22 protein-coding genes are annotated in these 23,135 nt (G+C 61.7%); 18 read left to right on the forward strand and 4 right to left on the reverse strand.

Annotated elements, in window-relative coordinates:
- The first annotated feature begins 56 nt into the window (after positions 1-56).
- From ASD50_RS15230 to ASD50_RS15265, 7 genes are all read left to right on the forward strand, one after another.
- Complete coding sequence (locus tag ASD50_RS15230; RefSeq protein WP_056243733.1) at positions 57-1,070, forward strand: DUF4424 domain-containing protein; 1,014 nt, start codon at positions 57-59, stop codon at positions 1,068-1,070.
- Complete coding sequence (locus ASD50_RS15235) at positions 1,067-1,576, forward strand: dihydrofolate reductase (protein WP_056242897.1); 510 nt, start codon at positions 1,067-1,069, stop codon at positions 1,574-1,576. Before ASD50_RS15230 ends, ASD50_RS15235 begins: the two co-directional genes overlap by 4 nt.
- A gap of 183 nt (positions 1,577-1,759) precedes the next feature.
- Positions 1,760-2,872 carry an FtsH protease activity modulator HflK gene (gene hflK / locus ASD50_RS15245; RefSeq protein WP_056242901.1) on the forward strand — a complete coding sequence of 371 codons (1,113 nt, stop codon included), beginning with the start codon at positions 1,760-1,762 and terminating at the stop codon, positions 2,870-2,872.
- Positions 2,872-3,810, forward strand: coding sequence for a protease modulator HflC (gene hflC, locus ASD50_RS15250; RefSeq protein WP_056242903.1), 939 nt, complete (start codon positions 2,872-2,874; stop codon positions 3,808-3,810). Before hflK ends, hflC begins: the two co-directional genes overlap by 1 nt.
- A gap of 2 nt (positions 3,811-3,812) precedes the next feature.
- A complete protein-coding gene (locus tag ASD50_RS15255; protein WP_056242905.1) occupies positions 3,813-3,998 on the forward strand; it encodes a DUF2065 domain-containing protein in 186 nt (61 codons plus the stop codon).
- A gap of 136 nt (positions 3,999-4,134) precedes the next feature.
- Positions 4,135-5,664 (forward strand): DegQ family serine endoprotease, encoded by a 1,530-nt coding sequence (locus tag ASD50_RS15260; RefSeq protein ID WP_056242907.1) that lies wholly within the window; start codon positions 4,135-4,137, stop codon positions 5,662-5,664.
- Between the two features lie 172 nt (positions 5,665-5,836).
- Positions 5,837-6,913, forward strand: a complete 1,077-nt coding sequence (locus ASD50_RS15265) for a D-alanine--D-alanine ligase family protein (RefSeq protein ID WP_056242909.1) — start codon at positions 5,837-5,839, stop codon at positions 6,911-6,913.
- A 19-nt stretch (positions 6,914-6,932) separates the two neighbouring features.
- Here the strand turns inward: ASD50_RS15265 and ASD50_RS15270 are convergent, their stop codons facing one another.
- Both ASD50_RS15270 and serB read right to left on the reverse strand, forming a co-directional pair.
- Complete coding sequence (locus ASD50_RS15270) at positions 6,933-7,505, reverse strand: GNAT family N-acetyltransferase (protein ID WP_056242911.1); 573 nt, start codon at positions 7,503-7,505, stop codon at positions 6,933-6,935.
- Positions 7,502-8,389, reverse strand: a complete 888-nt coding sequence (gene serB / locus ASD50_RS15275) for a phosphoserine phosphatase SerB (RefSeq protein WP_056242913.1) — start codon at positions 8,387-8,389, stop codon at positions 7,502-7,504. Before serB ends, ASD50_RS15270 begins: the two co-directional genes overlap by 4 nt.
- Between serB and miaA the strand changes: the two genes are divergently transcribed.
- The gene (gene miaA / locus ASD50_RS15280; protein ID WP_056242916.1) at positions 8,379-9,323 is read left to right on the forward strand and encodes a tRNA (adenosine(37)-N6)-dimethylallyltransferase MiaA; all 945 of its coding nucleotides are present in this window, start codon (positions 8,379-8,381) and stop codon (positions 9,321-9,323) included. The genes serB and miaA overlap by 11 nt on opposite strands.
- A gap of 127 nt (positions 9,324-9,450) precedes the next feature.
- Positions 9,451-10,242: a GGDEF domain-containing protein gene (locus ASD50_RS15285; RefSeq protein ID WP_056242918.1), complete on the forward strand. Its 792-nt coding sequence runs from the start codon at positions 9,451-9,453 to the stop codon at positions 10,240-10,242.
- A 1,059-nt stretch (positions 10,243-11,301) separates the two neighbouring features.
- Here the strand turns inward: ASD50_RS15285 and ASD50_RS15290 are convergent.
- Positions 11,302-13,128, reverse strand: a complete 1,827-nt coding sequence (locus tag ASD50_RS15290) for an ATP-binding protein (RefSeq protein ID WP_056242920.1) — start codon at positions 13,126-13,128, stop codon at positions 11,302-11,304.
- Between the two features lie 365 nt (positions 13,129-13,493).
- Between ASD50_RS15290 and ASD50_RS15295 the strand changes: the two genes are divergently transcribed.
- The 7 genes from ASD50_RS15295 (at position 13,494) to ASD50_RS15325 (ending at position 19,760) form a co-directional block, all read left to right on the forward strand.
- Positions 13,494-15,275 carry an acetolactate synthase 3 large subunit gene (locus tag ASD50_RS15295; protein ID WP_082549696.1) on the forward strand — a complete coding sequence of 594 codons (1,782 nt, stop codon included), beginning with the start codon at positions 13,494-13,496 and terminating at the stop codon, positions 15,273-15,275.
- A gap of 205 nt (positions 15,276-15,480) precedes the next feature.
- Entirely contained in the window at positions 15,481-16,053 is a 573-nt protein-coding gene (gene ilvN, locus ASD50_RS15300; RefSeq protein WP_056242921.1) for an acetolactate synthase small subunit, read from the forward strand.
- Between the two features lie 122 nt (positions 16,054-16,175).
- Positions 16,176-16,772 (forward strand): LysE family translocator, encoded by a 597-nt coding sequence (locus tag ASD50_RS15305; protein WP_056242923.1) that lies wholly within the window; start codon positions 16,176-16,178, stop codon positions 16,770-16,772.
- A 110-nt stretch (positions 16,773-16,882) separates the two neighbouring features.
- A complete protein-coding gene (gene nthA / locus ASD50_RS15310; RefSeq protein ID WP_056242925.1) occupies positions 16,883-17,500 on the forward strand; it encodes a nitrile hydratase subunit alpha in 618 nt (205 codons plus the stop codon).
- Positions 17,497-18,156 carry a nitrile hydratase subunit beta gene (gene nthB, locus ASD50_RS15315; protein ID WP_056242927.1) on the forward strand — a complete coding sequence of 220 codons (660 nt, stop codon included), beginning with the start codon at positions 17,497-17,499 and terminating at the stop codon, positions 18,154-18,156. Before nthA ends, nthB begins: the two co-directional genes overlap by 4 nt.
- A complete protein-coding gene (locus ASD50_RS15320) occupies positions 18,143-18,496 on the forward strand; it encodes a nitrile hydratase accessory protein (RefSeq protein WP_056242929.1) in 354 nt (117 codons plus the stop codon). Before nthB ends, ASD50_RS15320 begins: the two co-directional genes overlap by 14 nt.
- A gap of 136 nt (positions 18,497-18,632) precedes the next feature.
- Positions 18,633-19,760 (forward strand): ATP-dependent DNA helicase, encoded by a 1,128-nt coding sequence (locus tag ASD50_RS15325; protein ID WP_056242931.1) that lies wholly within the window; start codon positions 18,633-18,635, stop codon positions 19,758-19,760.
- 12 nt (positions 19,761-19,772) lie between these two features.
- Here the strand turns inward: ASD50_RS15325 and ASD50_RS15330 are convergent, their stop codons facing one another.
- Positions 19,773-20,177, reverse strand: coding sequence for an STAS/SEC14 domain-containing protein (locus tag ASD50_RS15330; RefSeq protein ID WP_056242933.1), 405 nt, complete (start codon positions 20,175-20,177; stop codon positions 19,773-19,775).
- A 207-nt stretch (positions 20,178-20,384) separates the two neighbouring features.
- Between ASD50_RS15330 and ASD50_RS15335 the strand changes: the two genes are divergently transcribed.
- Together ASD50_RS15335 and ASD50_RS15340 are read left to right on the forward strand one after the other, a co-directional pair.
- The gene (locus ASD50_RS15335; protein WP_056243738.1) at positions 20,385-21,125 is read left to right on the forward strand and encodes a pyridoxine 5'-phosphate synthase; all 741 of its coding nucleotides are present in this window, start codon (positions 20,385-20,387) and stop codon (positions 21,123-21,125) included.
- 89 nt (positions 21,126-21,214) lie between these two features.
- Complete coding sequence (locus tag ASD50_RS15340; RefSeq protein WP_056243740.1) at positions 21,215-23,128, forward strand: potassium transporter Kup; 1,914 nt, start codon at positions 21,215-21,217, stop codon at positions 23,126-23,128.
- Positions 23,129-23,135: the final 7 nt, after the last annotated feature.

Genomic DNA, 23,135 nt, shown 5'->3' on the forward strand with positions numbered 1-23,135 from the left:
TGAAGCAGGGGGCGGAGCGGTTAGGTTGCGACGATGACCGACGGGGAATCATGATGATGTTCCGCACCGCCTTGCTAGCTTCCGCCGCGCTTGCTGCCGCGCCGGCTCTCGCCAACGATTCCACTGCCGAGCTTGGCACTGGCGGGCTGATCCTGTCCCGCAACGACGTCATCGCCATGCAGAGCGAGGACCTGTTCATTTCGCGTGACAGGGTGAAGGTGGACTATGTGTTCCGCAACGGATCGGACACCGACATCACCACCATCGTCGCCTTTCCGATGCCGGAAATCGTCGGCGGACCCGACATGAATATCAGCATCCCCGACGATGCGTCCGACAATTTCCTCGGCTTCAGCGGGACGAGCGACGGCCAGCCAATCCAGCCGCAACTGGAGCAGAAGGCGTTTGCGGTCGGGCTGGATATTACGGCGGAGCTGACCGCACACGGCGTTTCGCTCAACCCGTTCGCGCAAGAGGTTTACGACCAACTTGCGAAGCTGCCCGACGACGTTGCGAACGAGTGGCGCGATCGCGGCCTGACTACGCTCAACGAGTATGACGATGGTTCCGGCTGGAAGAAGGAGCGTACGCCGCTGTGGGAACTGCGCTCGACCTATTGGTGGCGCGCGACATTTCCTGCCGGCAAGGACGTGCATGTGTCGCACAGCTACAAGCCCAGTGTCGGCAGCACGGCCGGACTTTCCTTCTTCTATGACGGGCAGTTCCAAGGCGACTACGACGACTACAAAGGCCGCTACTGCATTGACAGCGGCTTCGAGAATGCCGTGCGCAAGGCCGCGAAAGCCAATGGCGACAGCTTCCCGCCCTATTCGGAGAGCCGGATCGACTATGTGCTGACGACCGGCGGCAACTGGGCGCTGGGCAATATCGGCAAGTTTCGCCTGACCATCGACAAGGGCGATCCCAAGAGCATCGTCTCGTTCTGCGGGACCGGAGTGAAGAAAATCGGGCCGACGACATTCCAGATGGAAGCGGAGGATTTTTACCCGGAACAGGATATACAGATCCTGTTTCTGGATACCTGGAGCGATGAGGGCGGCCCGCAATGATTGTGGCTATCTATGTGGCGATTGCTGAAAACGGGGTCATCGGGCGCGAGGGCGGGCTGCCGTGGCGGCTTTCGACCGATCTCAAGCGCTTCAAGGCCGACACGATCGGCAAGCCGGTCATCATGGGGCGCAAGACCTATGAGAGCATCGGACGGCTGCTGCCGGGGCGGCTGAACATAATCGTGACGCGCGACGAGGCTTACCGCGTGGAGGGTGGTGAGGTGACGAATTCGCTGGACGACGCGATCAAGCTGGCAACAGTGCGGACGCGGTGCAGCGGCGGCGTGGAAGAAGTGTGCATCATCGGCGGCGGGCAGATTTACGAGCAGGCGCTACCGCTCACCGACCGGCTGCATGTGACGCATGTGCTGGCCTCCGTTGAGGGCGATGCGCGGTTCCCGCCGATCGATCCTGCCATCTGGAAGGCGGTTCGGTCGGAGGATACGCCGGCCGGCGAGAAGGACAGCCACGCGACGCGCTATACCTTCTACGAGAGAAGGCGATAGCTCATTTTTCCGTGTTTTTGCGGGAAACGGACGACAAAGGGTCGCGGCTCACCTTATCTTTAACCAAAACAGCGCCTTCGACCTGTTCATTACGTTGAAAGCGGGCCTTCGCCTCCCTATAGAGGGGATAGGGATGCAGCGCCGTCGACCGGCGCTTCAGGGACTCCGGACGAAAGGACATTCATGCCTTGGAATGACAAGAGCGGTGGCGGCGGCCCATGGGGCGGCGGCGGAGGCAACGGCGGAGGCCCGTGGGGACAGGGACCGAGGGGGCCAAGTGGTCCGCAGGGATCGCCGCCTGACCTTGAGGATATCATCCGGCGCGGACAGGACAAGCTTCGGCGCGCTTTGCCGGGTGGCGGCGGCGTCAGTCCCGCGATGATCGGCCTTGTTGCGCTTGTTCTTCTCGCGATGTGGGTTTTCAAGGCGGTCTATACGGTCCAGCCTGACGAGATCGCGGTGGAACTTCGCTTTGGCGAACCCAAGCCGGAATTGTCCGAGCCGGGCCTGCATTTCCATTGGTGGCCGATCGAAACCGTCGAAACGGCCAAGATTTCCGAGCAACTGGTCAACGTCGGTGGCGGTACCAGAGGCACGGAATCCTCCGGTCTGATGCTTTCGGGCGACCAGAACATCGTCAACGTGCAGTTTTCGGTCGCCTATCAGGTTTCCGATCCGCGCGCCTATCTGTTCGACGTTTCCGATCCTGACGGAATGCTGCGGCAGGTTGCCGAAAGCGCCATGCGTGAAGTCGTCGGCCGGCGCCCGGCACAAGACATTTTCCGCGACGACCGGCAAGGCATTGCCGAATCGGTGCGCCAAATCCTGCAGACGACCCTCGACGGCTACAAAGCTGGCCTCAATGTGAATGCTATTTCGATCGAAGACGCCGCGCCGCCACGTGAAGTGGCCGATGCCTTCGATGAAGTGCAGCGAGCCGAACAGGATGAGGACAAGTTCGTCGAGCAATCGAACCAGTATTCCAACCAGAAGCTGGGTCAGGCTCGTGGACAGGCAGCGCAAATCCGAGAAGAGGCTGCGGCCTACAAGAACAGGGTCGTACAGGAGGCGCAAGGTGAAGCGCAGCGCTTCATCTCCGTCTACGACGAGTACGCCAAGGCTCCCGAGGTAACGCGCCAGCGTCTCTATCTGGAAACGATGGAGCGGGTGTTGAGGGATTCCAGCAAGGTTGTCGTGGAGACCGGCAGCGGACAGGGCGTCGTGCCCTATCTGCCGCTTCCGGAAATCCAGAAGCGTTCGCAGGCACAGCAGCCCACGAGCGGAGGGACGCAGTAATGGCTAACCGGCTTCCCTTTATCGTCGGCCTCGTTGCCGTTCTTCTGTTCCTGGCATTTTCCTCGATCTTCGTGGTCAATGCCCGCCAGCAGGCGATTATCTTGCGCTTCGGCGAGATCGTCGAGGTCAAGACCGAGCCCGGCATCTACTTCAAGGCGCCGTTCTCGTTCTTCGATGCCGACAATGTGCAGATGATCGAAAACCGCGTACTGCGTTTCGATCTTGACGATATTCGCGTGCAGGTATCCGGCGGCAAGTTCTACGAGGTCGATGCCTTCATCGCTTATCGCATCTCGGATCCGCGGGTGTTCCGCTCCGCTGTTTCGGGCAGCATCGAACTGGCCGAACAGCGCCTGAGAACACGTCTCGACGCCGCCCTGCGCCGGGTCTACGGCTTGCGCGATTTCGAAGCGGCGCTGTCGGAGGAACGCGGCGTGATGATGCGCGAGGTGCGTGATCAATTGCGCCCCGACGCCACTTCGCTTGGCCTCGAAATCGTCGACGTGCGTATCCGCCGTACGGATCTCACGCAGGAAGTCTCGCAGCAGACCTTCGACCGCATGAAGGCCGAACGTCTGGCCGAGGCCGAGCGGCTTAGGGCACGCGGCAACGAGGCGGCGCAGCGTATTCGCGCCCGCGCCGACCGCGAGGTCGTGGAAATCATCGCGGAAGCGCAGAAGGAATCGGAAATCCTGCGCGGCCAGGGCGATGCCGAGCGCAGCGCCACCTACGCCGATGCTTATATGCGCGATCCTAACTTCTTCGAGTTCTATCGCTCGATGAGCGCCTACGGAACAGCGCTGGACAATAGCGGGACGACGATGGTGCTTTCACCGGACTCGGAATTCTTCCGCTATTTCCGCAACCCCAACAGCAATCCCGCCGGCGCAACGCCGCCGGCGCCGGCAGCAGCGCCTCAATCTGGCAACGGCCAGTAAAGGTGCAGGATTTCCTGGCAGCCATGGGCCTGGTTCTCGTCGTTGAGGGCCTGGTCTATGGCGGTTTTCCGAAACTGGCCAAACGGCTCGCCAGCGAAGTGCTGGCGATGCCGGAAGGCGTGCTGAGGATGGCGGGGCTTGCCACCATTGCCATTGGCGTCGGCATCGTCTGGCTGGTGCGGGGCTGAAAATAATTCAGTCCGGGAATAACGCATGATTTACCCGGGGCGGGGCACAAAGGTCGCAAACGCGCCTTATTTAATGCCATCATAGCAAGCGAAGCGCGGTTGCGACGCGACCTCTACAAATCCCGGGAGCTCCTTGATGACCACCGAAGTTCTTCTGCGAGCAGCGCGGAAAACCATGTTTGCCGCAACGGCGCTTGCTCTGGCGGGCACGATGGCGGTCCCCGTGGCCATGGCGCAGAACGCTGCGCCTGGCGTGGCCCAAAATGGTCCGGCTTCCGTTGCCGACCTAGCGGAAGGGCTGTTGGGCGCGGTGGTCAACATCTCGACGTCGCAGACGGTGAAGGGCACCGAGGGGCCGGGTGCCGTGCCGATGCCGCAATTGCCGGAAGGTTCGCCGTTCCAGGATTTCTTTGACGAGTTCTTCAAGGATCGTGGCGGCGAGCGCGGCGGTGGTTCGCAAAAGGTGCAGTCGCTGGGTTCCGGCTTCGTCATCGATGCCGAGCAAGGCTTCGTTGTCACCAACAATCATGTCATTGCCGATGCCGACGACATCGAGGTCAATTTCTCGGACGGCGTGACGCTGAAGGCGGAACTGGTCGGGACCGATACCAAGACCGACATCGCCGTGCTCAAGGTCGATCCGAAAGGGCACAAGCTGACGGCGGTGAAGTTCGGCGATTCCAACAACATGCGCATTGGCGACTGGGTGATGGCTATCGGCAATCCGTTCGGGCTTGGCGGAACGGTTACGGTCGGCATCATCTCGGCGCGCAATCGCGATATCAATTCCGGCCCCTATGACGACTTCATCCAGACGGATGCGGCCATCAATCGCGGCAATTCGGGCGGCCCGCTGTTCAACATGAACGGCGAGGTCATCGGCATCAATACGGCAATCATCTCGCCTTCGGGCGGCTCGATCGGCATTGGGTTTTCCATTCCCTCACAGCTTGCGGTGGGCGTTGTCGACCAGTTGCGCGAGTTCGGCGAAACACGCCGCGGCTGGCTCGGCGTGCGTATCCAGCCTGTGACCGACGACATTGCCGAAAGCCTGGGCATGAAGAGCGCCAAGGGCGCGCTGATCGCTGGCGTCATCAAGGGCGGACCGGTGGACAACGGCACCATCCAGCCGGGCGACGTGGTCAAGAGCTTCGACGGCAAGGAAATCGACGAGATGCGCGACCTCCCGCGCATCGTCGCCGAAAGCCCGGTCGGCAAGGCCGTGGATGTGGTGATCGTCCGCAAGGGCGTGGAGCAGACCGTGAAGGTGACGCTTGGCCGGCTTGAGGACGGCGAGAAACTTGCCAGCAGCGAAGAGGGAAGCAGCGAGGAAGACGGCGGCAGCGAGCAGGACAAGGCGGTGGCGACGGCCTCCGTGCTCGGCATGACCATCGGCGAGCTGAACGACGAAACGCGCAGCAAATTTGGCATCGCGGCCGACGTGAACGGTGTTGTCGTAACCGAGGTGGCCAAGGATTCGGCTGCCGCCGAGCGCGGCGTGCAAGCAGGTGAGGTCATTACCGAAATCGCCCAGGAATCGGTCTCGACGCCGAAGGATGTCATGGACCGCATCGGCGCGCTGAAGGAACAGGGCCGCAAGAACGCGCTGTTGATGCTCGCTTCCAAGAGTGGGGAACTGCGCTTCGTAACGATCCGCATGGATTGAGTCCGAAGTCGCGGACAAGTGTCTGACAATCAAGCGAAAACGGCGATATTTCCGCCGGTTCCCGACCATGTCCGGGTGTCCGGTCATGGTTGCGAAGTGGTGCGGCTCGACCCTGTAATATCATGGGGCCGAAGTTTCCCCTGAGTGGGGGCGGATCGGGGAAAGGGTGCTTATGGCCGGTGCTTCGAACAAACTTCGTATTGGCGTGTTGTTTGGTGGGCGCTCCGCAGAGCACGAAGTCTCGTTGCTTTCGGCAACAAACGTCGTCAATGCGCTGTCCCCGGAAAAGTACGATCCTGTCCTGATTTTCGTTACCCGCGAAGGGCGATGGCTGCGCAGCCGCGTTCAAGACGGTGCGCTTGCACAACCTGCGAGCGGCAGCGAAATTTGCCTAATACCCGGCGGGTTCGGGCGGATGGTGGAGATCGGGCCCGACGGCAAGGTGACCGAAGCCGGCAGGATCGACATCCTGTTTCCGGTGCTGCACGGGCTTTATGGCGAGGATGGCTCTTGTCAGGGGCTGGCGGAGGTGGCGCGCGTGCCGCTGGCGGGATGCGGCATCCTGGGGTCTGCGACCGCGCTCGACAAGGTGATTGCCAAACGGTTGCTGCAAGCCGCTGGGCTTCCCGTTGCCAGATCGATGACGATCAGCGAAAGCCTAGCACCCGACTTCGCGACAATGGAAGGCGAGCTTGGGCTTCCCATTTTCGTCAAGCCGGCGCGGCAGGGTTCTTCGGTCGGTGTCAGAAAAGTGTCCGGGAGCCAGGAGTTCCTGCCGGCGCTGGCCGAGGGTTTCAAGCATGACAACACGCTGCTTGCCGAAGAATTCATCCAGGGGCGCGAGATCGAATTCAGTGTTCTGGAGGATGCGTCGGGAGGACTGTTCGTTTCGCGACCCGGCGAGATCGTTCCTGCGGAAAGTCATGGCTTCTACAGCTATGATGCGAAATACGTCGATGAAGCCGGCGCAGCGTTGAAGGTCCCGGCGGAGCTGCCGCCGGAGGTCGAGACAGCGATGCGGGACGCGGCGGCGAAAGCTTTCCGTGCGCTCGGCTGCGATGGCATGGCACGTGTCGACTTCTTCCTGATGGTAGACATGAAGTTCGTCGTGAACGAGGTGAACACCATTCCCGGCTTCACCAACATCAGCATGTATTCAAAGGCGATGGCGGCGAGCGGGGTGAGCTACCCGGAAATCATCGACCGTCTCATTGCGCATGGTCTGGCCCGAGCCGAGCGGACAATCTGAAGCGTGCGGTCGGCGTTTCCTAGCGCTCCGTCTCTTGTTGCCCAACCCACTCGTCAGCAGTGATGCTGTAGAAGCTATGCCGCCTGAGATGCGGGTAGCCGTCCGGAACGCGGGGATGATCGAAGTCGCGCCTAGGGTCGGCGCGCATGCCGATGCGCTCCATCACGGCGGTCGAGCGGCGATTGGCGGTCACGGCGAACGACACGATCTCCCCGAGCTTCATCGTCTCGAAGCCGTAACGGAGCCAGGCTTTTGCGGCTTCGGCGACATAGCCGTGGCCCCAGAATTCCGGCGCGAGACGCCAGCCGATCTCGATGGTGCCGGCGGGCATGAAAGGGGTGTCATCGGTGCGGCTGAGGCCGACGAAGCCAATGCAGTCGCCGGTCGCGGCAATTTCGGCTGCGGCCCAGCCGAAGCCCTGCCGGTCGAGCGCGGCGCGGAATTCGTCCATCTTGGCATCTGCCTCAGCACGGCTGCGCCGGAACGGGAAGAACTCCATGACGCGGTCATCGGAGTTGATGCGATGGAAAAGCGCGCGGTCGCGCTCTTCCCAGTTGCGTAGGATGAGGCGTTCGGTGCGGATCTGGGTCACGTGACGAATTCCTGGCTGGTATAGCCTTGCAGATAGAGCAGGGCAGTAAGGTCGCCGTGATCGATGCGCACCTTGGCCTCTGCGGCTACTGACGGCTTGGCGTGAAGCGCTACGCCGGTGCCGGCGAGGCGGATCATGTCGAGATCGTTGGCGCCGTCGCCGACAGCGATGGCATCGGCGGCGGTAAGGCCGAGGCGCGAGGCAATCTCGTTCAGCGCATCGGCCTTGGCAACGCGCCCGAGGATGGGCTCGCTGACTTCCCCGGTCAGGCGGCGATCGCGTTCGACGAGGTGATTGGCACGGTTTTCGTCAAAGCCGAGTTTTGCCGCGATGCGACTGGTGAAGACATCGAAGCCGCCGGACACGAGGGCTGTCCATGCGCCGTTGGCGCGCATGGTGGCAACCAGGGCACGGCCGCCTGAGGCGAGGGTGAGGCGATTGGCGATGATGCGGTCCACGACGGCGATGTCGAGATCCTTCAGCAAGGCGACGCGTTCGCGCAGCGCCGGCTCAAAGGCGATTTCGCCGTTCATGGAACGGGCGGTGATGGCGGCGACGTGTTCCTTCAGGCCAACTTCGTCGGCTAGTTCGTCGATGCATTCCTGGTCGATCATGGTCGAATCCATGTCGGCGACGAGGATTTTCTTGCGCCGGTTCTCCGTTTCCTGGACGACGATGTCGAGCGGCGCGGAAGCGAGGGCTTCACGCAGCAGGCCGTGGTTGCGCGCGCTATCGGCATCTGTCGGCAGGACGAGATCGCAGGCAATGCCTTCGGCCAGCCAGAGAACAGTGCTTGCACCGACGGCCTTTGACGCCATATTCGCAAGCGCCGGCGTCAGCGAGCGGCTGGCGGGATGGGAAATGAGCGTGGCAATGAGCGGCATTGGAAATTCCGGTGAGGAGGCGGGCAGTGGCCGCGTGAAGAACGCGATCCTGATAGCCGGGCCGACCGCCAGCGGCAAGTCGGCGCTGGCGCTTGCACTGGCCGAGAAATATGGCGGCGTCATCGCCAACACGGATTCCATGCAAGGTTATTCGATCCTCGATGTGCTGACGGCCCGGCCCGGTGTCGAAGAACTGAGGCGCGTGCCGCACCATCTTTACGGGCACGTCCATCCGTCGGTCGCCTATTCGACCGGAAAATGGCTGCGCGACGTCGGCAAGCTGATCGACGCAGGAACGTTCGTGCTGCAAAGGCCGGTTTTCGTCGGCGGTACCGGGCTCTACTTTCGCGCGCTGAGCGAAGGCATTTCCGAAATGCCGGAAATCCCATCGCATGTTCGGGATCGCTGGCGCTACGAGTTGAACGAGCAGGGAGCGCCAAGGCTGCATCGCATTCTCATGCAAGAGGATGCCGCAGCGGCGATGAAGCTGCGGGCGAGCGACGGCCAGCGCATCGTTCGGGCGCTGGAGGTGCTTGAGGCGTCGGGGCGTTCCATTTTGAGCTGGCAGGCGGAGCGCGGCATGCCGCTGATAGACCGGGACAGCGCTCACTTTTTTGTGATTGAACCTGATCGCGAGGCCCTGGTGGAACGCATCGAGGCACGCTTCGACACGATGCTCGAGCGGGGTGCGCTTGATGAGGTTCGACAACTCACGGCGCTTGGCCTCGACCCGGCGCTACCGGCGATGAAGGCGATAGGCGTGCCCGAATTGCAGGCTGCCATTGCGGGAGAGATAGAGTTTGCGCAGGCAATTCAACGGGCCAAGGCTGCGACACGCCAATATGCGAAGCGGCAGGCGACCTGGTTTCGCCATCAGCTCGATGAGCGCTGGCAGCGGGTCCAGCCAACGGAAAGCCTCGACCTGACGATTTGAGAGGCCGGTTTTTCCTGCAATCCCAAGGCCGTGGCAGGAAAAAATTCTCTCCCAAAGGTTGCAGCCGTTAACCTTTGTTAAGGCTGCCTGTGGCATCATTCGGAAGGGCGTTTTCAGGCGGGTTTTTATGCGCTTCCACAAGGCGGAGTGGGCTTTTTTCGTCTTCATTTTTGTGATCCTGGCGGCAAGCCTGGTGATGCTGCATGCCTATGGCCAGTTGCAGTCGTTCGCGCTGGAAGTGCGCAATCCGGACAGGCTGGCCAAGGTCACTTATCTCAATCAACTCCTTTTCATTATCAGCCTGCTGCTGGCGGCCGCGCTGTGCTTCGGCACCTTTTTCATCTACCCGCTGATCCGCAGGCAGGTGCAGGAGGAGGGCAAGCTGCGCGCCATGACCGCCTCGCTCAGCGCGCGATCCGAGACGATGGAAATGGCGGCGCTGACCGATAGCCTGACCGGCACGCACAACCGGCGCTATTTCGACACCGCGCTCAGCGCCTACATCGAGGAGTTTCGCCGCATCGGCAAGCCGATCGGGCTGATGATCCTCGACCTGGATCATTTCAAGCAGGTCAACGACACGCACGGCCATGATGTCGGCGACGAGGTGCTGAAGGCCGTCGGAAAATGCCTGAAGGACATGACCCGCTACCATGACGTCGTGGCGCGCCTTGGCGGCGAAGAGTTTGCGGTCGTTACGCCCAACATGGACGTCGACAAGCTCGAACGGTTCGGCCAACGAATTCGCAAGGCGGTTGCCGACCTTACGATCCCGACCGGCAATATCCATCTGCGCGTTACGACCAGCGTCGGCCTCGCCATATGGGACGGCAAGGAATCCGGCGACGAATTCTATCGCCGCGCCGACCGCCAGCTCTACGAAGCCAAGCGGCAGGGACGAAATCGCGTCTGCGCCTAAAATTCCGCGGAAGAATTCGTGAGGCCGGCCGCCTGACGCAACCTTCTCGGCTTCCGGTGCTCACGGACTTGAATGTCCGCTCCGCTCCGGTTCCTCGAACGTCACGCCATCCGACCCGGCCTGACAAATTCCCTCGCGAAATTTGGCCAATTGCCGACGTGGGAGAGGGAGGGAGGTAGGTATGCCTACACTTATTCATCGCCACGCCCGGCTAATGCCGTCTGGCCATTGTCAAAGAACGGACCTCATCTGAGAGGTCGGGAGGACGGGCGGCCGTTCGGTCGCTCGTTTAGATAGATAGTGCGGCCTCGCGGCCGCCCGTCCGGTGGCTTCCCTCAACCGATACACCGGCCATGCCGCAGCTCCAGCCTCAATGACTGACAACTGCGGGCAACACTGCGCCCGGTTCGAGGGCCGAACTTAGGGGTTCATCACCCAGCCGCCTACCGACGACGACCAGCCCGGCACCGACGCCCTTCCCTGATACCCGGTGCGCACCAGGTCTCCCGCAAGGGCGATGGCATGAGTATGCGGGAGATGCAGACGGTGGGGATAAGTGGAGCGAGAGATTTTGCGGGAAGGCGTGATTTGTCCACTACGCGATCAGAAGCCTCACAAGAACAACACCCCCCTCTGGCCTGCCGGCCATCTCCCCCTCAAGGGGGGAGATCGGCAGCTTCAAGCTTACAGCCGCCTCTGTGACCTCAGGACCGGATGAAAGCATGGCAATCGCGTGATCTCCCCCCTTGAGGGGGAGATGGCCGGCAGGCCAGAGGGGGGTGCCTGACGAGGCACTCGACCGGTAACCGGATCGAACCTCTTCATCAAAGGGGAGAGAAAGCGCGCTGTCGCCCAGAATACTGCGCCAATTTCCAACCGCTGCGAATGATCCCGGATATTCCTTCCTCGCTGCGCTCGAAAGAGCATTCCGGGATCATGACGCGGGGAGGGTTGTGCAGGCACTTTCAAGGCTGGGTGCAGGTTTCGACATGACCCAGCTTAAAAACAAATGCCACGCCTTTACGGCGTGGCAGCGGTAGGCGTCGTTGCGCAAAATGCCTATTCGTTTTGCGGGCGTATGCCGAACGTCGCTGGCTTCAGGCCGTAACGCAGGTCGAAATCGTCGTTGCTTTCGACCCGCTGTGTTGCCGGCTTGCGGTAATCGGGATCGCCAGCCTGGCGGGTGGTATCGACCGCCTCGGCAAATGCGATGGTCTGCTGTGGCTTGGCGACGTTGCGCAGCCGCTCAACGATGGTGGCGAGATCGACGTCCTTGTCGTCGCCTTCCGCGGCATCGTCATTCTTGCTGGTTCCGGGGATCAGCTTGAGATTGAGCTTCTCGAACTTCATGCGCATGGTCGTCGCCGTGCCTTCGCCGAAGATGATAGCTTCGCGCTGCCCCATCGAGGACAGGAACGACAGCGTGGAAGCGGAAGAATCGGCGATGGCCGAGCGGATGATGGCCTGGTCCTGCTCGTTGGCAAGGCGCATGGCGAAAACCGTCGAGCACTGCGACAGGATGGTTGGGTCGAGTTCGCCCGGACGCTGGGTGACGATGCCGAGGAAGCAGCCATATTTGCGGCCTTCCTTGGCGATGCGCGAGAGCGCATGGCGGGTCGGCGCAAAGCCCAAGTTGGGGTCTGCCGGCATGTAACGGTGCGCTTCCTCGCACATGAGGAGCAGTTTCAGCCGTCCTTCGCTCCATAGAGCGAGGTCGAAGGCAAGACGCGCCAGCACCGAACAGACCGAATTGACGACTTCCGAGGCCAGGCCGGCCATTTCGAAACACGTCACCGGGCGTCCGTCATGCGGAACGCGGAAGATGTTGCCGATGGTTTCGTGGATAGTGTCTTCGATCAGCTTGGAGTTGAACATGAAGCGATAGCGCGGATCGGCGGCGGCCGATTCGATGCGCGTCTTGAGAGACTTCAGGATCGGGCGATCGGCCTTGCCGTCGAGCAGGCCGATGCGCTCGTCGATCTGCTTGATGAGATCGGCGATGCGATAGGGCACCGGCGTGTCGGCGGTCATCGCATCCGAGCCGCGGCGTATGTAGCTGCCGGCGCCGGGGTTGCGATAGAGGTTTTTCGCAAGCGGAATGAGGTCGCGCAGCATGTCGACCTCTTCAGGAATGGTGCCGCGACCACGGAACAGGACTTCGGCAAACTCCTCGAGCTTGAACATCCAGAACGGCAGGTCGAGGGTGGAGGTATCGACGGTAACGCAATGATCGGGCAGCGAAGCGGCGAATTCGTTGTGCGGGTCCATGATGAGGATGCGCAGGTCGGGGCGCGCCTCGATGGCCTTGCGCATCAAAAGAGATACGGCCGTCGACTTGCCGACGCCGGTGGTGCCGACAACGGCGAAGTGACGCGAAAGCGTGTCGTCGATGGCGATATTGGCGTCGATCGCCTCGTCCTGCGACAGATTGCCGATGTTGATGGATCGGCGGCCGGCGAGGTCGTAGACCGCTTCAAGGTCGCGGCTGCGGATGCGATGGGCACTGGCGCCGACGTAAGGATAATTGGCGATACCGCGGTCGAATATGGCCTTGCCGCCATGATCGACGCTGTCGCGCACTTCTCCCACCAGTTCGACTTCGACTTCGATCGGATTGGGAACGTCGGGGTTCCATGACCTGTCCGACTTGCCGACGGCATAGACCAGGCCGACGGTGCGGGTCGCGCCGAGATTGATGGAAATCATCTTGCCGACGGTCCAACGCTCCTGGGTGCTGCCTTCGCTTTCATCGGCAAAGGCGCTGATGACGGCGCGCGAGCCATCGCACTGGACGACATGACCAAGGACGCGCTCTTCCGATTGCACGGTTTCGCGGCGTTCCTGCGAGGTGGTTTCACCAACTGCACTTTGGCGTTCTACAAACATTCACGGTGCCCCCATTTCCGTTTCGCAACCTTACGTGGGTCCGGTTAAGGCGGGGTTTGACGGCATGGTTGCAGTAGACCTAACGCGGTCGTTCAAATTCGTCTCAAAGGCCGCTTTGCTTGACTGGCGCGGGACGTGACGATTTCACGTTGACAGGACGGGAAATTCGCAACTATTGTCCGCGCCCATGAAGACGGCACTCATTCTCGTAGTAGGCAGGCGCGTGGGCAAGGCGGTGTAACCGCCGGGCGAAATCCCCCCATGCGCAAGACACAGGCTCCCTCGGGGGCCTTTTTTATTATCCAAAACAGGACTAAACGACCAGAAAACGCTTCGCTGAAGCGAAACAAGACGGGACCAAACCGATGAGCAACGGACAGAACGAGCGGCGCGAGATGACAGGCGCCGAAATGGTGGTGCAGGCGCTGAAGGACAATGGCGTCGAGCACATTTTCGGCTATCCGGGCGGTGCGGTGCTTCCGATCTACGACGAATTGTTCCAGCAGGACGATATAGAGCACATCCTCGTGCGCCACGAGCAGGGCGCGGGCCATGCCGCAGAAGGCTATGCGCGCTCGACCGGCAAGGCTGGCGTGATGCTGGTGACCTCCGGTCCCGGCGCCACCAATGCGGTGACGCCGCTGCAGGATGCGCTGATGGATTCGATCCCGCTGGTTTGCTTGACGGGGCAGGTGCCGACATCGCTGATCGGCTCGGACGGTTTCCAGGAATGCGATACGGTCGGCATCACGCGGCCCTGCACCAAGCACAACTGGCTGGTGAAGGACGTCAACGAGCTTGCCCGGACGATCCATGAAGCCTTCCATGTTGCGACGACGGGGCGTCCCGGTCCGGTGGTGGTCGATATTCCGAAGGACGTGCAGTTTGCGCGCGGCACTTACGTTTCGCCGCAGGCGGCGCCGCGCACCAGCTACAAGCCGAAGCTGCAGGGCGACCTCGACAAGATCAAGGCCGCGGTCGAACTGATGGCCGGCGCGAAGAAACCGATCCTCTATACGGGCGGCGGCGTCGTCAATTCCGGTCCGGAAGCGAGCCACCTGCTGCGCGAGCTGGTGGACCTCACCGGCTTCCCGATCACGTCCACGCTGATGGGGCTGGGTTCCTATCCGGCTTCCGGCAAGAACTGGCTCGGCATGCTGGGCATGCACGGCACCTATGAAGCCAACATGGCCATGCACGACTGCGACGTGATGGTGTGCATCGGCGCGCGCTTCGACGACCGCATTACCGGGCGGCTGAACGCGTTCTCGCCCAACTCCAAGAAGATCCACATCGATGTCGATCCGTCGTCGATCAACAAGAACGTGCGGGTCGATGTCGGCATTCTCGGCGATTGCGGCAGGGTGCTGGAAGACATGGTGCGGCTGTGGCGGGCCACCGCCAAGGCGGACAAGAAGACGCTTTATCCGTGGTGGGAGCAGATTGCGCGCTGGCGGGCACGGGATTCTCTGGCCTACAAGCCGAACCCGGACGTGATCATGCCGCAATACGCCATCGAGCGGCTTTACCAGCTGACCAAGGACAAGGACACCTACATCACCACCGAGGTGGGCCAGCACCAGATGTGGGCGGCGCAGCATTTCCACTTCGACAAGCCGAACCGCTGGATGACCTCGGGCGGCCTCGGCACCATGGGCTACGGCCTGCCGGCGGCACTGGGCGTGCAGATCGCGCATCGCGATGCGCTGGTCATCGACATTGCCGGCGACGCTTCGGTGCAGATGACGATCCAGGAGATGAGCGCGGCGGTGCAGTATGATGCGCCGATCAAGATCTTCATCCTCAACAACCAGTACATGGGCATGGTGCGCCAGTGGCAGCAGCTTCTGCACGGCAACCGGCTATCGCACTCCTATACCGAGGCTATGCCGGACTTCGTCAAGCTGGCCGAAGCCTATGGCGGACATGGCATACGCTGTGAGAAGCCGGGCGAACTGGACGACGCCATCAAGGAGATGATCACGGTCAAGAAGCCGGTGATTTTCGACTGCCGCGTGGCGACGTTGGCCAACTGCTTCCCGATGATCCCTTCCGGCAAGGCGCACAACGAGATGCTGTTGCCCGACGAGGCGACCGACGAGGCGGTGGCGAATGCCATCGACGCCAAGGGCCGCGAACTGGTCTAGGCGGGGATTTGGGTGATGGTGGCCTGCATATGGCGGCTTTCTGTGCTTCCGGTGCTCACGTACTTCAATGTACGCTCCGCTCCGGTTCTCGAAAGCCACCATCTTCGGCTCACCCTGACCAAAATCCTGGCGTCTCGAATTAATGCCGGCGGAAGCTGTGCGGAAACAGTGATTTAGCAAAAGAATTCAAGATAGAGATTCAACCATGAACGCGCAGCTTCAACCGACCGGTTCGGCCTATTTCATCGCCAAGGAAACCGAGAAGCCGGAAATCCATACGCTTTCGGTACTGGTGGACAACGAGCCGGGCGTGCTGGCGCGCGTCATCGGCCTGTTCTCCGGACGCGGCTACAATATCGAAAGCCTGACCGTCTCGGAGACCGAGCACGAGCAGCGGCTTTCGCGCATCACCATCGTGACGAGCGGTACGCCGCATGTGCTGGAGCAGATCAAGCACCAGCTCGAGCGCATCGTGCCGGTGCATCGGGTGGTCGATCTTACCGTGCGCGCGCACGAACTCGGCCAGGAGCGGCCGCTGGAGCGGGAACTGGCGCTGATCAAGGTTGCCGGAACCGGAACGGAGCGGGTCGAGGCGCTGCGCCTTGCCGACGCCTTCCGCGCCCATGTGGTGGACGCAAACACCGAGCATTTCATCTTCCAGATTACCGGCAAGGGCTCGAAGATCGACCAGTTCATCGCCATCATGCGCCCGCTCGGACTGGTGGAAATCTGCCGCACCGGCGTGGCCGCGATGAACCGCGGCCAGCAGGGCATGTAACCGCCGAGTTTTCTGATTTTTCCGGTGGTTTTTGCCTGCTGGACCGATTGACGGCCGGCAAGTGGCTGCTGCGGGGTCGTTCAAGAATAGACAGTATTACTGACCTAAATTGAGGCGCGCTCATGTCGTACGACACATTGCTTGCCCTGCTGGCCTACGCGTTCGTGACCTCGATCACGCCGGGGCCGAACAATCTCATGCTGTTGACGTCGGGTGTGAATTTCGGATTCGCGCGCACGATCCCGCACATGCTGGGCATCGGCATAGGCTTCGTCGTGCTGTTGCTGGCGGTAGGGCTTGGGCTGGGCGCGGTACTTACGGCGTTTCCGGCACTGCACACCGGCCTGAAGATCGCCGGCGGTGCGTATCTTCTCTATCTTGCATGGAAGATCGCGATGTCGCGCTCGATCGAGGGCAAGGGCGAGGCCAAGTCGCGGCCTATGACCTTCCTTGAGGCCGCGGCGTTCCAATGGGTGAATCCCAAGGCCTGGGTGATGGCGGTGACGGCGATGGCCGTCTACACCGATCCCGCCGCGCCGTTGTGGTCGGTGTTTTTGATCGGATTGGTGTTTGGCATTGTGAACCTGCCCAGCGTTTCGACATGGGCGGGGTTCGGCATGGCGCTGCGCGGGTTCCTGTCCGATCCGGTGCGGCTGAAATGGTTCAACATCGCCATGGGTGTCCTGCTGGCGGCGACGCTGTGGCCGATGGTCAAGTAGGGTTTGGGCTTCTCGAAAGCCGCCGTTTTCGGCCCGCCCTGATGCAAATCTGACGCACTGCCAGTGCAGGCCGCTTGAACGCTCGTGAAGGCAGGCATAGGGTCCTGACCATGTCACACGATCACGACCATCATCACCATCACGACAATGAACTCGACCCCTTCGCCGCGCGGGTGCGTGCGCTGGAGACGATCCTGACGCAAAAGGGCTTGATCGATCCGGCGGCGGTGGACGCCATTGTCGATACCTATGAAACCAAGGTCGGGCCGCGCAACGGAGCCAAGGTGGTGGCCAAGGCGTGGAGCGATCCGGCCTATGCCGACTGGCTCAAGCGCGATGCGACTGCGGCAATTGCCTCGCTCGGGTTCGTGGGGCGGCAGGGCGAGCATATGCAGGCGGTGTTCAACACGCCCGACACGCACAACATGATCGTGTGCACGCTGTGCTCCTGCTATCCGTGGCCGGTGCTTGGGCTGCCGCCCGTCTGGTACAAGGCTCCGCCTTACCGCAGCCGCGCCGTGATCGATCCGCGCGGGGTACTGGCCGAATTCGGCGTAACGCTGCCTGCCGACATGAAGGTAAGGGTGTGGGATTCCACGGCGGAACTGCGTTACCTTGTGGTGCCGATGCGGCCCGAAGGTGCGGATGGTCTCGGCGAGGACCAGCTTGCCGAACTTGTCACGCGCGATTCGATGATCGGCACCGGGCTGGCGAGGCAACCCGCATGAACGGACCGCAGGACCTTGGCGGGCAGATGGGATTTGGCCCGGTCGCGCCTGAGAAGGACGAGCCGATCTTCCATGCCGAATGGGAAAAGCGCGCGCTGGGCGTAACGCTTGCCGCCGGCGCCTTCGGGGCGTGGAATATCGACGAGAGCCGGCATGCGCGCGAAACCTTGCCGCCGGCAGAATATTACACGTCGAGCTACTACCAGATCTGGATCAAGGGGCTGGAGACGCTTTTGCAGCGGCACGGCTTCGTCAGTGCAGCCGACCTTGCCGCCGGCAAGGCAGTGGATGGGACGGCACCGCCGAAGCGGGTGTTGAAAGCGGCGGACGTGGCGGCGACGTTGGCCAGAGGCGGGCCATGCGACCGGCCGATGGAAACGCCAGCGCGCTTCAAGGCAGGCGACCGGGTGCGCACGAAGAATTTCAACCCGACCGGGCATACGCGGCTTCCCCGCTACGCAAGGGCAAAGAACGGCCTCGTCGAGGCCGTTCGCGAGGGCTATGTCTTCCCCGACAGCAATGCGCACCAAAAGGGCGAGGTGCCGCAGTGGCTCTACACAGTGGTGTTCGACGGCCCGGAAATCTGGGGCGAGGGAGCCGATCCGACGCTGACGGTCTCGATCGACGCCTGGGAGAGCTATCTTGAGCAGGCATGACGACAGCGGCTTCGCGCTCGAGGCAAAAGTTTTCGACGAGCCCTGGCAGGCGCAGGCGTTTGCCATGACGGTGGCGCTGCATCAAAAGGGCCTGTTTTCGTGGGGCGAATGGGCCGAAGCGCTGTCGAGCGAGGTCAAGAAGCCTGACGCCGCTGCCGATGGGCACGACTACTACGAGCATTGGCTGGCAGCGCTGGAAAAGCTGCTTGCGGCAAAGGGCTTTGCTGCGACCAGTGACGTCGATGCCTATGCCGCGGCCTGGGAACGTGCCGCGCACGCCACGCCGCACGGCAAGCCGATCCTGCTGGAGAACGATCCGCAAGCGCATGCACCGGGCTGACCGGTAAATGGGTCTGTTTTCCGGGCGCATATGTTCCTATTTTGTTCTTGATCCGGCGAGATTGTACCGCTAGGCTGCAATTCGTCAGGAGGGCAAAGCCCTTGCCCTTCGACGCCGAATCCTGTCTCACGATTGCATGGAATTTTCTCCGCAACAGGATGATGCGCTAAAGGCCGTCGCCAAGTGGCTGAAGGCCGGAAAGCCGCAGATTTTCCGCCTGTTCGGCTATGCCGGCACGGGCAAGACGACGCTTGCGCGCTACTTCGCCGAGCATGTCGACGGGCAGGTGCAGTTTGCAGCCTTCACCGGCAAGGCGGCGCAGGTGCTGCGCTCGAAAGGCGCAATCAATGCCCGCACCATCCATTCGCTGATCTACCGCCCGCGCGGCGAGGAAGCCGTCGAGGACGAGACGACCGGGAAGACGTCGATGTCGCCGACGTTTTCGCTCAACCGGCAAAGCCCGATTTCCAAGGCGGCGCTGGTCATCATCGACGAATGCTCGATGGTGGATGAGCAGCTCGGCCGCGACCTGATGAGCTTCGGCACGCCGATCCTGGTGCTTGGCGATCCGGGCCAGCTGCCGCCGATTTCAGGCGGCGGGTTCTTCACCGACCACGACCCGGACTTCCTGCTCACCGAAATCCACCGGCAGGCGCGCGACAACCCGATCATCCGTCTGGCGCTCGACGTGCGTGAAGGCCGTGAGTTCCTGCAAGGGGACTATGGGACGGCCCAGGTGATCGGCAAGGAAGGCGTGACCCAGGACCTTGTCTTGAAGGCGGATCAGGTTCTTGTCGGCACCAACAGGACGCGGCGGCGCTACAATCATCGCTTGCGTGAGCTGAAAGGGTTCACCGCCGAGTATCCTCAGGCGGGCGACAAGCTGGTGTGCCTGCGCAACGATCCGGCCAAGGGCCTGCTCAATGGTTCGCTGTGGAAAGTCATGACGTCTTCGCGCGAAACGGTGAAGCCCGGCATCAACCTTCTGGTGTCACCGGAAGAGGACGATCCAGACCGGGGCGTTGCCAAGATCAAGCTGCTCAAGGCCGCTTTCGAGGATGCGGAAGCCGAAATTCCGTGGCAGCAGAAGAAGCGCTTCGACGATTTCGACTATGGCTATGCGCTGACGGTGCATAAGGCGCAGGGCTCGCAATGGAACGATGTCGTGCTGTTCGACGAAAGCTGGGCCTTCAAGGACACGCGCCAGCGCTGGCTTTACACGGCGATTACGCGGGCGGCGGAGCGGCTGACCATCGTGCGCTGATGGCCAAGTGATTTATGGATTTTCAAGCGGCCGCGAACCCAGCCAGCGCCAGGCAGCTTCCTCTTGCCCGGCCTCAAAGTGTTTCAATTCGACCGGCGTAGAGGACGCAAGGAAGCCCTGCGTCTCAGCTATCCAGTCCGGTTCGCCGATGCTGGCGCAGCGGCCGACATGCTCGGCTGCCAGCGCCTTGCCCTTTTCGACGGTTTCAGGGGCAATGCCTGACCAGTCTGCGCCTTCATAGTCCAGCAGCCGGACGAGAACGTCCACCCTTGGATGCAGCGCATAGGCAGCCTCCAGAAGCCCGAACAGGTTCTCGGCATCGGCAGGCGTGACGAGGCCGACGATATCTACCGCGAACAGGTCTGGCCGTGTCGTCTCGATGCGGCGGATCGCGGGAACGCTTTCGAGAAAATTCATTGTCGATCCTTGTGCTGGCCATCGCTTTAACTGGAACACATGAAAACGCTGTCTGTTCCCGTCAAAGGCAGTATAGATGCGCTGCGCGGGCTGAACGCGTCGCGATCCTTCAGGTCGCTTCAGACGTTTAGCTTTTTGATTTTATGCATGTCTTCGTCCCGAAACCGGATGCCATTTTCGGGAGGCATGCATTGGCTGGAGACGGGAATGCCTGCAAAACTGTCGGTCAACCTGAACGCCATCGCCATGTTGCGTAACCGTCGCAACCTGCCTTGGCCGAGCGTGGTCGGGCTTGGCCGCATTGCGCTGGCCGCCGGCGCGCACGGCCTGACCGTGCATCCGCGACCCGACCAGAGGCACACGCGCAATTCGGACCTGCCCGAGATCCGCGCGCTCATCGACGATGAGTTTCCGCAGGCCGAATTCAACATCGAGGGCTATCCGACCGAGGAATTCCTGCAACTTGTCGAAAAACACCAGCCGGAACAGGTGACGCTGGTTCCGGACGATCCGGCGCAGGCGACTTCCGATCACGGCTGGAATTTTGTCGAACAGGCGGCATTCCTCAATCCGATTGTGAAGCGCCTGAAAAAGGGTGGATTTCGCGTATCGCTGTTTTCCGATGCAGACCCCGCAGGCGTGCACGCGGCGCGCGATACGGGCGCGGACCGAATCGAGCTTTATACGGGCCCTTATGCCAGCTCATATGCCGATTCCGCAAAGGTGGCGAAGGAACTGGAAAGATTGGGCAATACGGCCGAGGCCGCATTGGAGAACGGTCTTGCCGTCAATGCCGGGCACGACCTCGTGGTGGCCAATCTGCCGGCTCTCAACAAGCGCATTCCGCAGCTTGCGGAGGTTTCTATCGGACACGGCTTGACAGCCGATGCGCTGGAGTATGGCATGGCACGGACGACGCAGCGCTTTTTGAAAGCCTGCGGCTGGTAGGCGATCGATCCACACCGCAAAGATGCCAAGGTACTTGATATTGCATTGCAGCAAGGGTAGAGCACCGCGCGCTGATCGGAGTGTCGTTCATGGCCTTTACCAATACTGGTAGGGAGGCAGAGCCCGTCGAACAATCCACCCATCCCGAGCCTGAAAAGCAAAGCACCGGGGTTTTGATGGTGGGGGCGCTCGGCGTGGTCTATGGCGACATAGGCACGAGCCCGATCTACGCCTTTCGCGAAGCGCTGCACGCATCCGGGCCTACCTTCATCCGCGAGGATGTGCTGGGCGTGCTTTCGCTGATCGTCTGGGCGCTGACGATCATCGTGACGATCAAATACGTGGCCTTCGTGCTGCGCGCAGACAACAATGGCGAGGGCGGCACGCTTTCGCTGATGGCGCTTGCCCGCAGCGCCTATCCGGTCGGATCGAAATGGATCCTCGGCGTCGGCCTGTGCGGCGCGGCGCTGTTTTTCGGCGATTCGATCATTACCCCGGCAATTTCCGTGCTTTCTGCGGTGGAAGGCCTGGAGGTGGTGACGCCGGCCTTCGACCCTTATGTCGTGCCGATCACGCTGGTCATCCTGGCGCTGCTTTTTTCGGTGCAGCGCTTCGGCAGCGGGCGCGTGGCGGTGGTTTTCGGGCCGGTAATGGCGTTGTGGTTCCTGGCTCTCGGCATCGCGGGCTTGTTGCACATTTGGGACGATCCAACCGTGCTGCTTGCGGTCAATCCCTACCATGCGCTGCTTTATCTCTTCGCCGAGCCCGATGTGGCCTTCATCACGGTGGGTGCTGTTTTCCTCGCGGTGACCGGTGCCGAGGCGCTTTATGTCGACCTCGGACATTTCGGCCGCCGGCCGATCGTGCTGACCTGGTTTTGGATCGTGTTTCCGTGCCTGCTGCTCAACTATTTCGGGCAGGGCGCCTATGTGCTCGCGCATGGATCGGTGCCTGACAAGCCGTTCTTCGAGATGCTGCCGGAATGGGGGCTGGCGCCGATGGTCGCCCTGGCCACTGCGGCGACCGTCATTGCCAGCCAGGCGGTTATTTCCGGGGCATTCTCGCTGACCCGCCAGGCGGTGCAGCTCAACCTTTTGCCGCGCATCGAGGTGCAGCACACCTCCGAGATGCAGCTTGGCCAGATCTACATGCCGCGCGTGAATTTCATCATCGCCATTTCGGTCATGCTGCTGGTCGTCGGTTTCGGCGACTCCAGTTCGCTTGCCTCGGCCTATGGCATCTCGGTGACCGGCGAAATGCTGATGACGACCTTCCTTTTGTTCGTGGTCATGCGCTCGATGTGGAAATGGCGTTTCGGCGCAGCATTTGCGCTTGCGCTGCTGTTCGGGGTCATCGATGCCGGCTTCTTCCTGTCCAATGCCTTCAAGGTGGCGGATGGCGGCTGGGTGTCGATCAGCGTTGCCTGCGTCATGGGCCTGGTCATGGTGACCTGGATCAGGGGCAGCCGGTTCCTGTTCGACAAGACGCGCAAGAACGAGATTCCACTCGATTTCCTGGCCGGCAACCTGATCAAGAAGAAGCCGCAACTCGTTTCGGGCACCGCCGTGTTCCTGACCAGCGATCCGCTGAGCGCGCCGACGGCGCTGATGCACAGCCTCAAGCACTACAAGGTGCTGCATGAGCAGAACGTCATCCTGTCGGTGGTGACCGCTCCACGGCCAAGGGTGCCGGACAGCGAACGGGTAAAGATGGAAACCATCAACGACCTGTTCATGCGGGTGACACTGACCTTCGGCTACATGGAACAGCCGAATATCCCGCGCGCGCTGGCTTCCTGCCGCAAGCAGGGCTGGAAGTTCGACATCATGACGACTTCGTTCTTCCTGTCGCGGCGCTCGCTGAAGGCTTCGCCCAATTCCGGCATGCCGCGCTGGCAGGACCGGCTGTTCATCGGGCTGGCGCGCTCGGCGGCGGACGCGACCGAGTATTTCCAGATCCCGACCGGCAGGGTGGTGGAGATCGGCACGCAGGTCGCGATCTAGGGCCAGG

The organism is Mesorhizobium sp. Root552 (genome assembly GCF_001427285.1).
In the GTDB taxonomy this organism is placed as follows: Bacteria; Pseudomonadota; Alphaproteobacteria; order Rhizobiales; family Rhizobiaceae; genus Mesorhizobium.